Consider the following 14517-nt stretch of genomic DNA (forward strand, 5'->3'; position numbering starts at 1 on the left):
CCCATTCTTTTCACCGTTGCGCCGGATTTCGCGCTGCCAGCGTCGAGATCGCGAGGCGCACCGTGATTACCGAAGTCGAGCCGCTTGTCCCGGTTGCCGGGGCGGCGGCTTTTTTAATTGTGCGCAGCCGTTCTTTCCTGCGCCCGCGCACGCTCGTCAAGGAGTCGATCGAAGACCAGGCGAACCGGCATCTCTAAACCGAAGCGCGCCACCGGGCGCAAACTGCGTGCACATCACAGGCACCGGCAGGATGCGACAGGCGGCGCACGATATGCGACCCGATTTCTTCGAGGGAAACCATGCCTTTGCCTACCCCGCCCAGCAAGCTCGGCAATCTGCTGCCGCCTGACGAATACAAGGCCAAAGCCCAGCCGGCAAAGTCCGCCAGGAAAGCGGGCAGCGCCGCAGAGCAGGCAGCGTCGACCGAATATGCTCCGGCGAACGTCGCCACTCCGATGACCCACGCGGCCAACGCCGCGACGACGTTGCGCCCTGTTCCTGCCGCGGACGATGCGACCGATTCGGCCGCGCCCGCCCGTGGCCGCAAGAGCCGTCAGACCGCCGCGCTGCTGCAGCCGGTGCCGGCCGCGCAACCCACCGCGCCCGCCGCGCCTGCTGCTCAACCCGCTGAACCAGCCGTCGCGCGGTCGCCGTCGCGCCAGCCTGCCGCCGAGACACCCGCCGCCCGTACGCCCGCGCCGCGTGGCAGCGGACAGAAAGGCAGCCGTCAGTCGAACGCGGTCGAGATCCGCAAGCTGTTCGTGCTCGACACGAACGTGCTGATGCACGATCCGACCTGCCTGTTCCGCTTCGAAGAGCACGACGTCTATCTGCCGATGATGACGCTCGAGGAGCTCGACAACCACAAGAAGGGGATGTCGGAAGTCGCGCGTAACGCTCGTCAGGTGAGCCGCACGCTCGACGCGCTGGTCGCGAACTCCGGAACGATCTCCGAGGGCATTCCGCTGTCGCGCCTCGGCAGCCGCGAAGCCGCCGGCAATCTGTATTTCCAGACCAAACTGGCGGCCATCGAGCCGGTCGAAGGTCTGCCGGAAGGCAAGGCCGACAACCAGATTCTCGGCGTCGTGCGCGCACTGCAGCGCGACCGCGCGGACCGCCAGGTCGTGCTGGTGTCGAAAGACATCAACATGCGGATCAAGGCGCACGCGCTCAGCCTGCCCGCTGAAGACTACTTCAACGACCAGGTTCTCGAAGACAAGGATCTGCTCTACACGGGTATCCGTGCGCTGCCGCAGGACTTCTGGACGAAGCACGCGAAGGGCATGGAGAGCTGGCAGGACACGAAGACCGGCACGACCTACTACCGGGTCACGGGTCCGCTGTGCGCGTCGATGCTCGTCAACGAGTTCGTCTTTCTCGAGCCGCAGAACGGCGAGCCGGCGTTCCATGCACTGGTGCGCGAGCTGAACGGCAAGACCGCGCTGCTGCAGACGCTGCGCGACTACGGCCATCACAAGAACAACGTGTGGGGCATCACGGCGCGCAACCGCGAGCAGAACTTCGCGCTGAACCTGCTGATGAATCCGGACATCGATTTCGTCACGCTGCTCGGCCAGGCCGGGACCGGCAAGACGCTGGTCGCGCTCGCGGCCGGCCTCGCACAGGTGCTCGACGAAAAGCGCTACAACGAGATCATCGTCACGCGCGCGACGGTGCCGGTCGGCGAAGACATCGGCTTCCTGCCGGGCACCGAGGAAGAGAAGATGCAGCCGTGGATGGGCGCCTTCGACGACAACCTCGAAGTCCTGCAGAAAACCGACGACGCAGCCGGCGAATGGGGCCGTGCCGCGACGCAGGAACTGATCCGCTCGCGACTGAAGATCAAGAGCATGAACTTCATGCGCGGCCGGACGTTCGTCGACAAGTACCTGATCATCGACGAGGCGCAGAACCTGACGCCGAAGCAGATGAAGACGTTGGTCACGCGCGCGGGTCCGGGTACGAAGATCATCTGTCTCGGCAACATCGCACAGATCGATACGCCTTATCTGACCGAAGGGAGTTCGGGACTGACGTATGTCGTCGACCGCTTCAAGGGTTGGGCACACAGCGGTCACGTGACGCTCGCGCGTGGCGAGCGTTCGCGGCTTGCCGATTACGCGTCCGATATTCTGTAGCGTCTGTGGCTCGCGGCCGGTTCGGTTTGACCGGTCGTGCAGCGAGCTGTTGTCCGCAAAAGCGCCCGGCCTTATCCGCCGGGCGCTTTTTTATTTCCGTCCGGGATGTCGCCGCATGTCGCTTTGCCCGGCCCCAATTGGCCGCGGGCGCCGCCGCGTGCCGGTCGAGCAACACTTAGCGCACGAACTTCAAGTAAAGTATCAACAATTCTTGCCCCGGCCGCTGCCGACGGGCTACCATCCGCTCATCGTCTGCTTTAAGCGAGCGTTTAGCACGCTCACGTCTTTATGCGCCGACTCGCGTTCCCGCTGCTGATCGTCATGCTGCTCGCTGCGTGCTCCAGCGCGCCTCAGCGCAGCACGTCGCGCGGGTCCGTCAGCGCGCCGGTCGCGGGCAACGCGTATCGCACCGCTCCGCCCGGCTTCCCCCGCTTCGTCGATCACAGTGTCGGACGCGAGGAAATCTCGATCCAGGCGATGAGCCTCGTCGGCATTCCGTATCGCTGGGGGGGCAATACGCCGGAAAGCGGCTTCGATTGCAGCGGGCTCGTGCGCTATGTGGTCGAACGCGCCGCGTCGGTCAATCTGCCGCGCACGACCGCCGACATGAGCAGCCGAGGCGAATCGATCAATCCGGACGAAGTCGCGCCCGGCGACCTGATCTTCTTCAACACGACCGGTCGTCCGCACTCGCACGTCGGCATCTACGTCGGCAATCTGCGCTTCGTCAATGCGCCGTCGACCGGTGGCACCGTGCGGCTGGATTACGTGACCAACCCGTATTGGGCGAAGCGCTTCGACGGCATCCGTCGGGTCGCGCCGCCGAAGACCACGCCGTTCGATACGCCGACTTATCAGGCGTCGGTTGTGCCTGATAAGGCCGTTGCTCCGGCCTCTGTGGCCGCGCCGGCGATGGCCGCTGTGCCTGCGCCACGTGCTGTGGTCATGCAGTCTCAGCCGCCTTTAACGGCGAGCGTCGCACCGTCGCCGCAACCAGTGGCCGCCGCTGCAGCCGCCGATCAATTCGAACCGCCACCGCCCGGCATGAGCGCGGCACAGATGCAGGCTCGCGCGGCCGGTGCCGTGACGCCTGCGACTGTGTCTGCAGCTCCGGCAGTGGTTCAACCTGCCGAGGCTCCCGTGATCGCTACATCCGGCGCCGAACCGGGTCCGTCGTCGGTCGCAGCTACTCGTCCGTCGTCGCCTGATCCGATCGACGCAGCCGCCGACGCATTCGAACCGCCCCCGCCCGCCGCTGTCGCCGCCCGTCAGGCTCAACAGGCACGGCAGGAAGGGAATGCGGAAGCCGTGCAGATCATGCGAGCATCGACCGCATCGCGACCGATGCCCGCTCCAACCCAGACCGGCGACGATCCGATCGCCCGCTTCGCGAACGGCAGCTACTAAGCTCCGCTTTCCTCGTCCCATCCTTGTCCGCATGGCCAACGTACGCACGCAACTCGCACGCGTCTGCTATCGTCGTCGATATCATTCGATTCGAACGGAGTAGCGGCAATGGATCTCGGGCTCAAAAACAAGGTTGTTCTGATCACCGGCGGCAGCAAGGGCATCGGCCTCGCATGTGCCCGCGCGTTTGCCGTGGAAGGCGCCAAAGTCGCGATCGTGTCGCGCGATCCGGCCAATCTCGCGAAGGCGCGCGAACAGCTCGCGCAGGAAGGACTGCACATCCATCTGACCCGCGCGGATCTACACGATCCGCACAGCGCAGCGGATGTAATCGAGGAAGCCTCTACCGCGCTCGGTCCGATCGATATCCTGATCAACAGCGCGGGCGCCGCGCGCCGCTACGACCCCGAAACGCTCGACGCCGCCGCGTTCAAGGCGACGATGGAAGCGAAGTACTTTCCGTATATCTATCCGCAGCAGGAAGTGCTGCGCCGGATGGCCGAGCGCGCGAAGGCCGGCGACGGGTCCGAGCCCGGCACGATCGTGAACATCATCGGTATGGGCGGGAAATTTGCGAGCGATATCCATATCGCCGGCGGTGCGGCGAACGCGGCATTGATGCTCGCGACGGTCGGTCTTGCGCACTACTACGCGCGCTACGGGATCCGGATCAACGCGATCAATCCGGGTGCGACGCTGACTGAGCGGGTCGAGGAAGCGCTGAAACTGGAAGCGAACGCTCAGGGCGTCGACATGGCCGAGGCACAGGCGCGCGGCGAAGCGCGAGTGCCGCTCGGGCGCTATGCGAAGCCGGAAGAAATCGCCGACGTCGCGCTGTTTCTGGCGAGCCACCGTGCGAGCTACGTGACGGGAGCGATCGTCCCGATGGATGGCGGCAGCACGCCGCTGATCTGAAGACTGCTGGTGTTGATGCGCGGCCCGCGATCGACGGGCCGCATCGCTTACAGGAACCGGTGACCGAGCCACCACCCGGCCGCAGCCATCGCGGCCGATGCGGGAATGGTCAGCACCCACGCCCACACGATATTGCCGGCGACGCCCCAGCGCACCGCGCTGAGCTTGCGCGTCGCACCGACGCCGACGATCGCGCCGGTGATCGTGTGCGTCGTCGATACGGGAATGCCGAGCCACGACGCAAGGAACAGCGTGATCGCACCGCCCGACTCCGCGCAGAAACCGCCGACCGGTTTCAGCTTCGTGATCTTCTGCCCCATCGTCCGCACGATGCGCCAGCCGCCGAACAGCGTGCCGAGTCCCATCGACAGATAGCACGCGCCGATCACCCAGATCGGCGGCGCATCCGCGCTCACCGATGCATAGCCCGTCGCGATCAGCAGCATCCAGATGATGCCGATGGTCTTCTGCGCGTCGTTGCCGCCGTGCCCGAGGCTATAAAGCCCCGCCGACACCAGTTGCAGCCGTCGAAAACGCCGGTCGACCTTGCTTGGTGGCGTGCGGAAATAGATCCACGACACCGCCAGCATGAAGAACGAGCCGAGCACGAAACCGAGCAGCGGCGACAGGAAAATGAACGCGACGGTTTTCAGCAGGCCGTCGACGTTGAGCGAATGCCACCCCGAACTCGCGAGCGCCGCACCGACAAGGCCGCCGATCAGCGCATGAGACGAACTCGACGGAATGCCGTAGTACCACGTGACGATGTTCCACCCGATCGCACCGACCAGCGCGCCGAACACCACGTAGTGATCGACAATGGCAGGATCGATCGTGCCCTTGCCGACCGTCTGCGCGACTTTCAGGTGGAAGATGAAATAGGCGATGACGTTGAACGCAGCCGCGAATGCGACGGCCTGCTGCGGCTTCAGCACACCGGTGGACACGACGGTCGCGATCGAATTGGCGGCGTCGTGGAAGCCGTTCATGAAATCGAATACGAGCGCGACGGCCACGAGCATGACCACGGCCCAGATGGCGAGTTGAATCGAGTGCATCAGGCGTTTTCCAGCACGATGCCTTCGAGGATGTTCGCCACGTCCTCGCACTTGTCCGTGATCGACTCGAGCAATTCGTAGATGGCCTTGAGCTTGATCAGCGTCTTGACGTCGTCCTCTTCGCGGAACAGCTTCGAGATCGCGGAGCGCAGCACGCGATCGGCTTCTGATTCGAGCCGGTCGATCTCCTCGCATGCTTTCAGGATCTGGCTCGCCTGCTTCATGTCGGACAGCATCGCGACGGCGCCCTGCACGTGTCGGCACGTCGCCGTGCAGATGTGCGCGAGCTGGCTCGCCTCGGACGTGACGGACTGCACGTCGTACAGCGACACGGCGGTCGCGACGTCCTCCATCAGGTCGAGGATGTCGTCCATCGTGGTGATCAGCTTGTGGATTTCGTCGCGATCGAGCGGCGTGATGAAGGTCTTATGCAACAGATCGATCGTTTCGTGCGTGAGCTTGTCCGCGGCTTTTTCCGCGGTCTGCACGTTCTGCTTGTGCACTTCCGCGTCCGCGAGGTTATCGATCAGCAACTCGAGTTCCTGGCTTGCCGAGACGATGTACTTTGCGTGCTGATTGAAAATTTCAAAGAACTTGCCCTCGGTGGGCATGAATCGACCGAACATGGAAATCCTGGGAAGGGGTCAGTGGCTGTCACAAAACGGCAACATTGTACCGTCGCGACGCCATTGCGGCACTCCTTTCCGTGATATGCGCGATGGGAAAGACGCGGCCGGGTTTGTGGCCCGGCCGGATCGAGGCTGGTGCGTCAGTCGCCGCCGTAGAAATTCTGCGCGCCCGCGAAGTTGTCGAACTTCGTGAACTGGCCGTGGAACGTCAGCCGCACCGGGCCGATCGGGCCATTCCGCTGTTTACCGATGATGATTTCGGCGGTGCCCTTGTCGGGGCTGTCCGGGTTATAGACTTCGTCGCGGTAGATGAACAGGATGATGTCCGCGTCCTGCTCGATGGCGCCCGATTCGCGCAGGTCGGACATGATCGGACGCTTGTTGGGACGCTGCTCCAGGCCACGGTTCAGCTGCGACAGCGCCATCACCGGCACGTCGAGTTCCTTCGCGAGGCTCTTCAGCGAACGCGAGATCTCCGAAATTTCGGTGGCCCGATTTTCGCCCTGAGAAGAAGAACCGGACATCAGCTGCAGGTAGTCGACGATGATCAACCCGAGCTTCCCGCACTGCCGCGACAGCCGACGCGCACGCGAGCGCAGTTCCATCGGATTCAGGCCGCCGGTCTCGTCGATGAAGATCTGTGCCTCGCTCATTTTCTGCACTGCGTGCGTGAGCTTCGGCCAGTCCTCGTCGGTCAGGCGGCCGGTCCGCATACGGTGCTGGTCGAGTCGACCAACCGAACCGAGCATCCGCATCGTGAGCTGGGTGCCCGGCATTTCCATCGAGAACACCGCGACCGGCAGTCCGTACTCGACCGCGACGTACTCGCCGATGTTCATCGAGAACGCAGTCTTGCCCATCGACGGCCGCCCCGCGACGATGATCAGTTCGCCGCCGTGCATGCCCGACGTCATCCGGTCGAGGTCGACGAAACCAGTGGGCGTGCCTGTCACGTCGCTCGGATTCGCGGTGTGATACAGCGTGTCGATACGCTCGACCACCTGCGTCAAAAGCGGCCCGATCTCGAGAAAGCCCTGCGTGCCGCGCGCGCCATCTTCGGCGATCGAGAACACTTTCGATTCCGCTTCGTCCAGTAGCTGCCGGACTTCCTTGCCCTGTGGATTGAACGCGTCGGCGGAAATCTCGTCCGCGACCGACACGAGTCTGCGCAGCACTGCTCGGTCGCGCACGATCTCGGCATAGCGCCGGATGTTCGCCGCGCTCGGCGTGTTTTGCGCGAGCGCGTTCAGATACGCGAGACCGCCGACGTCCTCCGCCTTGCCCGACGTGCCGAGCGCCTCGTAGACGGTGATCACGTCGGCCGGGCGCGTCGCGGCGATCAGGCGCCCGATGTGCTCGTAGATGATCCGGTGGTCGTAGCGATAGAAATCGCTCTGCGACAGAAAATCCGCGATGCGGTCCCATGCGGCGTTGTCCAGCAGCAAGCCGCCGAGAACCGACTGCTCGGCCTCGATCGAATGCGGCGGGACTTTCAGCGATTCGACTTGGGGATCTTTCGGTGCGTTCATGGAGGGGAATTATCGGGCAAATATCCGCTGCGCGGAATGCCTTCAGAAGATGCGCGACATGCTTCGCGATCGAGCTGCGGTCCACACGTCGAACCGGCCGGGAACAAAAAAGGCAGAGGCCGGTTTCCCGGCCTCTGCCCTGTGCCGGCCCGTTGGCCGGCAGATACTGCCTGTGCATCGCGCCGGCTACAGCCGGCGCAAGCCGCTTTACGCGTGTTCGCCCAACACCGACACCGTAACGTCGACCAGCACGTCGGTATGCAGCGAGACTTGCACGGCATGGTCGCCGACCAGCTTGAGCGGGCCTTCCGGCAGACGCACTTGCGCCTTTTCGACAGCGAAGCCTTGCTTGCCCAGTGCTGCGGCGATGTCGGCGTTCGTCACCGAGCCGAACAGACGGCCGTCGACGCCGGCCTTCTGCGCGATCTGGACGGTCAGACCGGCCAGCTTTTCGCCTTGCGCCTGAGCGGCTACCAGCTTTTCAGCGGCGACCTTTTCGAGTTCCGCGCGGCGGACTTCGAATTCGGCGATCGCGGTCTTCGTCGCACGACGAGCCTGCTTTTGCGGGATCAGGAAGTTACGTGCGTAACCGTCCTTCACCTTGACGATGTCGCCCAGGTTACCCAGGTTGACGACTTTTTCCAGAAGAATGATCTGCATTCGGATGCTCCTTGTAGCGTCGTCGGGTTAAGCCTTGTGCTGGTCGGTGTACGGCATCAGCGCGAGGAAACGCGCGCGCTTGATAGCCGTGTCCAGCTGACGCTGATAGTGTGACTTGGTACCCGTCAGACGCGCCGGCGTGATCTTGCCGTTTTCGCCGATGAAGTCCTTCAGCGTTTCGATGTCCTTGTAGTCGATCTGATCGACATTGGCAGCCGTGAAACGGCAGAACTTCTTGCGCTTGAAGAGCGGGTTTTGTTGCTGACGACGCTTGTCGAATTTCTTACCAGTCGGGCGGGGCATGATTAGTCCTTTCCTGTGTCCTGCAATTCTGTGATGTGAAACACCAGGGTTTTCGCGTTGCGGCTTTTCTTCGCGAGAAAACCGGTGAAGAGCGTTTCGACGCCCATCGCGCAGTTTTCCAGCTTGCCGCTCGCTTCGCCGGCGGCCACCGCCTGCATCGTCAGTTCGATCTGCCGGGTAATGCCGGCTTCGACGACTTCTGCGCGGTGGTGCAACGTACAGCTTGCGATCGGAACGCCGGCGGGGGTGTACCGCACCGTTTCGCGTTCGACGACGCTTGCCTTAAGCTGCAGCCTGTTCACGTAAGCGACGCGTTTTCCTGATGGCTTGTGTCTTTAAGCCTGCGCTTCGGACGGCTGGGCAGCCGCCTTCTTGGCTTCTTCGCGCTGCACTTCCTTCATCATCGGCGACGGGCCGGTTTCGGCCTTCTTCTGCTTGACGATCAGGTGACGCAGAACGGCGTCGTTGAACTTGAATGCGTGCTCGAGTTCGTCGAGCGTGACCTGGTCGCATTCGATGTTCATGCAGACGTAGTGAGCCTTCGCGAGTTTCTCGATCATGTAGGCCAGCTGACGGCGGCCCCAGTCTTCGATGCGGTGGATCTGGCCACCGTGCGACGTGATCGTGGACTTGTAACGCTCGATCATGGCGGGCACTTGCTCGCTCTGATCGGGGTGCACGATGAATACGATTTCGTAATGACGCATACACACTCCTTGTGGATTAAAGCCACCCGGGCGTCGGAACCGGTGTGGCAAGTGAGAAGCCCGAGAGTTTAACCCGCCTGCGTCGTCGAAGGCAACATTTATGTTGCTCAGGACGCCTGTTTCGGCCGTATTTTCAACGACTTGGCGAAGGCTCCCAGCTTGCTCCCCATTAACCGTCCTCCCTACCCGACGCTGCTCCAGTAATCCGCCCGCGCATAGACGTCCTTCAGATAGTCGATGAAATAGCGCACCTTCGCCGGCACGTAGCGCTGCTGCGGGTACACCGCGAGGATGTCGTAGTCCGGCAGCGCGTAGTCGTCGAGCACCGTTTCGAGTTCGCCGCGCACGAGCTGCTGCTGGATCTCCCACGTCGAGCGCCAGCCCAGCCCTAGCCCCTCGGACACCCAGCGATGCAGCAGTTCGCCATCGTTGCAGTCGAGCGTTCCGCCGACCCGCACCGTCACCAGCTTGCCGTTGCGGCGGAAATACCAGCCACGGTTCTGACCGCCCTGCAGGTTGAACGCGAGGCAGTTGTGCTGCGGCAGATCGTCGAGCGAGCGCGGCTTGCCGTGCTTGCGGAAGTACTCCGGCGTGCCGCACACCACGCGCCGGTTGGTCGCGAGCTTCACCGCGACGAAGTTCGGATCGACCGATCCGCCGATCCGGATCGACAGGTCGTAGCCTTCGCGCACCAGATCGACGACGCGGTCGGTCAGATTGAACGACACCTGCAACTCCGGCTTGTCGGCCAGAAACGTAGGGGCGAGCGGCGCGACGTGCTTGCGGCCGAACGCGGCCGGCGCCGACACGATCAGATGCCCGCTGACCGCTCTCCGCCCCGCCGTCAGTTCGTTCTCCGCCTGATCCCATTCGGTGAGCAGCCCGCGGCACCGTTCGAGGAACGCCGCGCCCTCTTCGCTGACGACGAGCCGCCGCGTCGAGCGGTACATCAGCTTCACGCCGAGCCGTTTCTCGAGCGCGTCGATACGCCGTCCGAGAATCACCGGCGACACGCCCTCCTCCAACGCCGCGGCCGCAAGGCTGCCGGCGTCGGCGACACGCACGAAGGTTTCGATCTGCTTGAAGCGGTCCATGTTTTGTCTCCTGCCTGTCGGTGCTGGGCCGGGCGTCGGCTCTCACGACCGCTGCCACCCCGACCTCACTGTAATTCCATACTTTTTGTTTCGAAACACACAACCCGCGCTGATCTTATCAAACCTTTGAGTGGGGCCTAAAGTGCGTTCAACAGCCTTCGCAGGCATTTCCCGTATTTGCAACGTAAAGCGTTATTTCAGGAGACATTCCATGACCAGGATGAGAGCCGTCGACGCAGCAGTGCTCGTGCTCGAAAAGGAAGGCATCGACACAGCGTTCGGTGTCCCGGGCGCCGCGATCAACCCGCTCTATTCCGCGCTGCGTAAAGGCGGCGGCATCAGCCACGTGCTGGCCCGTCACGTCGAAGGCGCGTCGCACATGGCCGAGGGTTACACGCGGGCCGCGCCGGGCAACATCGGCGTGTGCATCGGCACATCGGGGCCGGCCGGCACCGACATGATCACGGGTCTCTACTCGGCGCAGGCCGACTCGATTCCGATTCTCGCGATCACCGGTCAGGCACCGCGCGCGCGTCTCTACAAGGAAGACTTCCAGGCAGTCGATATCGAATCGATTGCGAAGCCGGTGACGAAATGGGCGGTGACCGTGCGCGAACCCGCGCTCGTGCCGCGCGTGTTCCAGCAGGCGTTCCATCTGATGCGCTCGGGTCGCCCGGGTCCAGTGCTGATCGATCTGCCGATCGACGTGCAGGTCGCGGAGATCGAGTTCGACATCGACACGTACGAACCGCTGCCGATCTACAAGCCTGCAGCAACGCGCAAACAGATCGAAGCAGCGCTGACGCTGCTCAACGATTCCGACCGGCCGCTGATCGTTTCCGGCGGCGGTGTGCTCAACGCCGCAGCCGAGGATCTGCTGGTGCAGTTCGCCGAAACCGTCGGCGTGCCGGTGATCCCGACGCTGATGTCGTGGGGCGCGATTCCCGACGACCATCCGCTGATGGCCGGCATGGTCGGTCTGCAGACGTCGCATCGCTACGGCAACGCGACGATGCTCGCCTCCGACTTCGCGCTTGGCATCGGCAATCGCTGGGCGAATCGCCATACGGGCAGCGTCGAGGTCTACACGAAGGGCCGTAAGTTCGTGCACGTCGATATCGAACCGACGCAGATCGGTCGCGTGTTCGGACCGGACCTCGGCATCGTGTCCGACGCGAAGATCGCGCTCGAACTGTTCGTGCAGGTCGCGCAGGAATGGAAGCGCGACGGCAAGCTGAAGGATCGCAGCGCATGGGTCGCGGAATGCCAGCAGCGCAAGCGCACGATGCAACGCAAGACGCACTTCGACAACGAGCCGATCAAGCCGCAGCGCGTGTACGAAGAAATGAACAAGGTGTTCGGCCGCGACACCTGCTACGTGAGCACGATCGGTCTGTCGCAGATCGCCGGTGCGCAGTTCCTGCACGTGTACAAGGCGCGCAACTGGATCAACTGCGGTCAGGCGGGCCCGCTCGGCTGGACGATTCCTGCTGCACTCGGTGTACGTGCCGCGGATCCGCAACGGCCGATCGTCGCGCTGTCGGGTGACTACGACTTCCAGTTCATGATCGAAGAACTCGCAGCGGGTGCGCAGTTCAAGCTGCCGTACGTGCACGTGGTGGTGAACAACTCGTACCTCGGGTTGATCCGTCAGGCACAACGCGCGTTCGACATGGACTACTGCGTGCAGCTCGCGTTCGAGAACATCAATGCGCCCGAACTGAACGGCTATGGCGTCGACCACGTTGCTGTAGCCGAAGGTCTCGGCTGCAAGGCACTGCGCGTGTTCAAGCCGGAAGAGATCGGACCGGCACTGAAGAAAGCGCAGTCGATGCTGTCGGAGTTCAACGTGCCGGTCGTGGTCGAAGTGATCCTCGAGCGCATCACCAACATTTCGATGGGCGCCGAGATCGATGCGATCAACGAGTTCGAGGAACTGGCCGAGACGCGCGAAGATGCGCCGACCGCGGTCAGCCTGCCCGACTGAACGTAGCTGAACGCATCTGCAATTGAATAACCGCTGACCGACCAGAGAGAACCCGCAACATGCCTAAATTTGCTGCCAATCTGACGATGCTGTTCAACGAAGTCCCGTTCCTCGACCGCTTCGCGGCCGCAGCGAACGCCGGCTTCGATGCTGTCGAGTTCCTGTTCCCGTATCCGTTCGCCGTCAACGAACTGGCGGAACGGCTCGAACGGCATCGTCTGAAACTCGTGCTGCACAACCTGCCCGCTGGAAACTGGGAAGCAGGTGAACGCGGGATCGCGTGCCTGCCGTCGCGCGTCGCCGAGTTTCAGGAAGGCGTGAGCCGCGCGATCGACTACGCGAAAGCGCTGAAGGTACCGCAACTGAACTGCCTCGTCGGCATTCCGACTGCGGACGTAACGCGCGATGCCGCGCGCAAGACCATCGTCGAGAATCTGCGCTTCGCCGCGCAGGCGCTGAAAAAAGAAAACATCCGGCTGCTCGTCGAGCCGTGCAATGCGTACGACATTCCCGGCTTCGCGCTGAACCGCTCGGCCGAGGGACTCGACGTGATCCGCGAAGTGGGCTCGGACAACCTGTTCCTGCAATACGACATCTATCACATGCAACGGATGGAAGGCGAACTCGCGGCGACGATCAAGAAGAACCTGCCGCAGATCGCTCACATCCAGCTCGCCGACAACCCCGGACGCAACGAACCGGGCACCGGCGAAATCAACTACCCGTTCCTGTTCGATCTGCTCGATTCGCTCGGCTACGACGGCTACGTCGGCTGCGAATACAAACCGCGCACCACCACTTCCGAGGGCCTCGGCTGGCTGCAGCGCGTCGCGAAGCTGGCGAAAAACGCGCACGCCACCGTCTGACAGCGCACCGTACGGCTCGCATCGGACACGATCGAACACCCCTACTCTGGAGACTCAACGCATGGCAACCATCGGTTTCATCGGCCTCGGCATCATGGGCGCGCACATGGCGCGCAACCTTCTGAAGGGCGGCCACACGCTGATCGTCAACGGCGCCTATCCGGTGCCTGAAGATCTGCAGACGAGCACGACCGTCGTCGCGAATTCGACCGCCGTTGCGCAGGCCGCCGACATCGTGATCTCGATGGTCCCGGACACGCCCGACGTCGAGAACGTGCTGTTCGCCGACGACGGCGTCGCGAAGGGGCTGACGAAAGGCAAGCTCGTGATCGACATGAGCTCGATCTCGCCGCTCGACACGCAGGCGTTCGCGAAGAAGATCAACGCGCTCGGTTGCGACTATCTCGACGCGCCGGTCTCCGGCGGCGAAGTCGGCGCACGCGAAGCGACGCTGACGATCATGGTCGGCGGTCCGCAAAAATCGTTCGATCTCGCGAAGCCGCTGTTCGATCTGATGGGCAAGAACATCTCGCTGATCGGCGACAACGGTGCGGGTCAGACGTGCAAGGTCGCGAACCAGATCATCGTCGCGCTGAACATCGAAGCGGTCGCGGAAGCACTGCTGTTCGCCGCGCGCTCGGGCGCCGATCCGGAACGTGTACGTCGTGCGTTGATGGGCGGCTTCGCGTCGTCGCGAATTCTCGAAGTGCACGGCGAACGCATGACGAAGCGCACGTTCAATCCGGGCTTCCGCATCGAGCTGCATCAGAAAGATCTGAACCTCGCACTCGACGGCGCGCGCAAGCTCGGCATCGCATTGCCGCACACCGCGAGCGCACAGCAGCTGTTCAGCGTATGCGCAGCGAACGGCGGCAAGAGCTGGGATCACTCGGCGATGATTCGCGCACTCGAACTGATGGGCAACTTTGAGATCGCGCAGGCACCGCAGGAAGCGAAGGCGGCTTGAGCTTGAAGTAGCACACGCGTAGTACTCGTAGCTGCCGGAGCGCTTCCGGTAGCGCGCAGGTGGGGCGCCTGCTGATGGAATGCGGCACGCATGATGTCAGCAGGTAAGTAAACCGCTCTGGGCTGAGAGCGGTTAGTGGGGTCCGCAGCGGCACCCGGCGATGCCGGGGAAGCCTTGGTCGGTCAGACGTCGTCGTCGGGTGTCCGGCTGTCGGATTTCATCACGTTGCCACAATCTCGATGTGGCAACGTCGGGGT

Annotated in this window: 15 protein-coding genes; 7 read left to right on the forward strand and 8 right to left on the reverse strand. The window is 63.2% G+C overall.

What is annotated here, in order from left to right; translation table 11 throughout:
• Positions 1–62 precede the first annotated feature (62 nt).
• The 4 genes from E1748_RS31945 to E1748_RS20445 all read left to right on the forward strand — a co-directional run bounded on the left by E1748_RS31945 (position 63) and on the right by E1748_RS20445 (position 4460).
• Entirely contained in the window at positions 63–197 is a 135-nt protein-coding gene (locus E1748_RS31945) for a hypothetical protein (protein ID WP_276324127.1), read from the forward strand.
• A 102-nt stretch (positions 198–299) separates the two neighbouring features.
• A complete protein-coding gene (locus tag E1748_RS20435) occupies positions 300–2138 on the forward strand; it encodes a PhoH family protein (RefSeq protein ID WP_133648965.1) in 1839 nt (612 codons plus the stop codon).
• A 288-nt stretch (positions 2139–2426) separates the two neighbouring features.
• A complete protein-coding gene (locus tag E1748_RS20440) occupies positions 2427–3545 on the forward strand; it encodes a C40 family peptidase (RefSeq protein WP_133648966.1) in 1119 nt (372 codons plus the stop codon).
• A 108-nt stretch (positions 3546–3653) separates the two neighbouring features.
• Positions 3654–4460: an SDR family NAD(P)-dependent oxidoreductase gene (locus E1748_RS20445; RefSeq protein ID WP_133648967.1), complete on the forward strand. Its 807-nt coding sequence runs from the start codon at positions 3654–3656 to the stop codon at positions 4458–4460.
• A gap of 47 nt (positions 4461–4507) precedes the next feature.
• Here the strand turns inward: E1748_RS20445 and E1748_RS20450 are convergent, their stop codons facing one another.
• From E1748_RS20450 to E1748_RS20485, 8 genes are all read right to left on the reverse strand, one after another.
• Entirely contained in the window at positions 4508–5518 is a 1011-nt protein-coding gene (locus tag E1748_RS20450; protein WP_133648968.1) for an inorganic phosphate transporter, read from the reverse strand.
• Entirely contained in the window at positions 5518–6144 is a 627-nt protein-coding gene (locus tag E1748_RS20455) for a DUF47 domain-containing protein (RefSeq protein ID WP_133648969.1), read from the reverse strand. The genes E1748_RS20450 and E1748_RS20455 overlap by 1 nt, the downstream gene beginning before the upstream one ends.
• Positions 6145–6287: 143 nt before the next feature.
• The gene (locus E1748_RS20460) at positions 6288–7676 is read right to left on the reverse strand and encodes a replicative DNA helicase (RefSeq protein WP_133648970.1); all 1389 of its coding nucleotides are present in this window, start codon (positions 7674–7676) and stop codon (positions 6288–6290) included.
• Between the two features lie 207 nt (positions 7677–7883).
• Positions 7884–8336 (reverse strand): 50S ribosomal protein L9, encoded by a 453-nt coding sequence (gene rplI, locus E1748_RS20465; protein WP_133648971.1) that lies wholly within the window; start codon positions 8334–8336, stop codon positions 7884–7886.
• Positions 8337–8363: 27 nt separating this feature from the next.
• On the reverse strand, positions 8364–8639 hold the full coding sequence (rpsR, locus tag E1748_RS20470) for a 30S ribosomal protein S18 (RefSeq protein ID WP_133648972.1): 276 nt from the start codon (positions 8637–8639) through the stop codon (positions 8364–8366).
• A gap of 2 nt (positions 8640–8641) precedes the next feature.
• On the reverse strand, positions 8642–8941 hold the full coding sequence (priB, locus tag E1748_RS20475) for a primosomal replication protein N (protein ID WP_133648973.1): 300 nt from the start codon (positions 8939–8941) through the stop codon (positions 8642–8644).
• Between the two features lie 33 nt (positions 8942–8974).
• Complete coding sequence (gene rpsF, locus E1748_RS20480) at positions 8975–9346, reverse strand: 30S ribosomal protein S6 (protein ID WP_133648974.1); 372 nt, start codon at positions 9344–9346, stop codon at positions 8975–8977.
• Between the two features lie 182 nt (positions 9347–9528).
• A complete protein-coding gene (locus tag E1748_RS20485) occupies positions 9529–10440 on the reverse strand; it encodes a LysR family transcriptional regulator (RefSeq protein ID WP_133648975.1) in 912 nt (303 codons plus the stop codon).
• Positions 10441–10651: 211 nt separating this feature from the next.
• Here E1748_RS20485 and gcl point away from each other — a divergent pair, with 211 nt between their 5' ends.
• The 3 genes from gcl to E1748_RS20500 are packed head-to-tail and all read left to right on the forward strand — an operon-like array spanning position 10652 to position 14260.
• On the forward strand, positions 10652–12427 hold the full coding sequence (gcl, locus tag E1748_RS20490) for a glyoxylate carboligase (RefSeq protein ID WP_133648976.1): 1776 nt from the start codon (positions 10652–10654) through the stop codon (positions 12425–12427).
• 59 nt (positions 12428–12486) lie between these two features.
• Positions 12487–13293 (forward strand): hydroxypyruvate isomerase, encoded by an 807-nt coding sequence (hyi, locus tag E1748_RS20495; RefSeq protein WP_133648977.1) that lies wholly within the window; start codon positions 12487–12489, stop codon positions 13291–13293.
• Positions 13294–13339: 46 nt separating this feature from the next.
• Complete coding sequence (locus E1748_RS20500; protein WP_276324132.1) at positions 13340–14260, forward strand: 2-hydroxy-3-oxopropionate reductase; 921 nt, start codon at positions 13340–13342, stop codon at positions 14258–14260.
• Positions 14261–14517: the final 257 nt, after the last annotated feature.

This window comes from Paraburkholderia flava (genome assembly GCF_004359985.1).
In the GTDB taxonomy this organism is placed as follows: Bacteria; Pseudomonadota; Gammaproteobacteria; order Burkholderiales; family Burkholderiaceae; genus Paraburkholderia; species Paraburkholderia flava.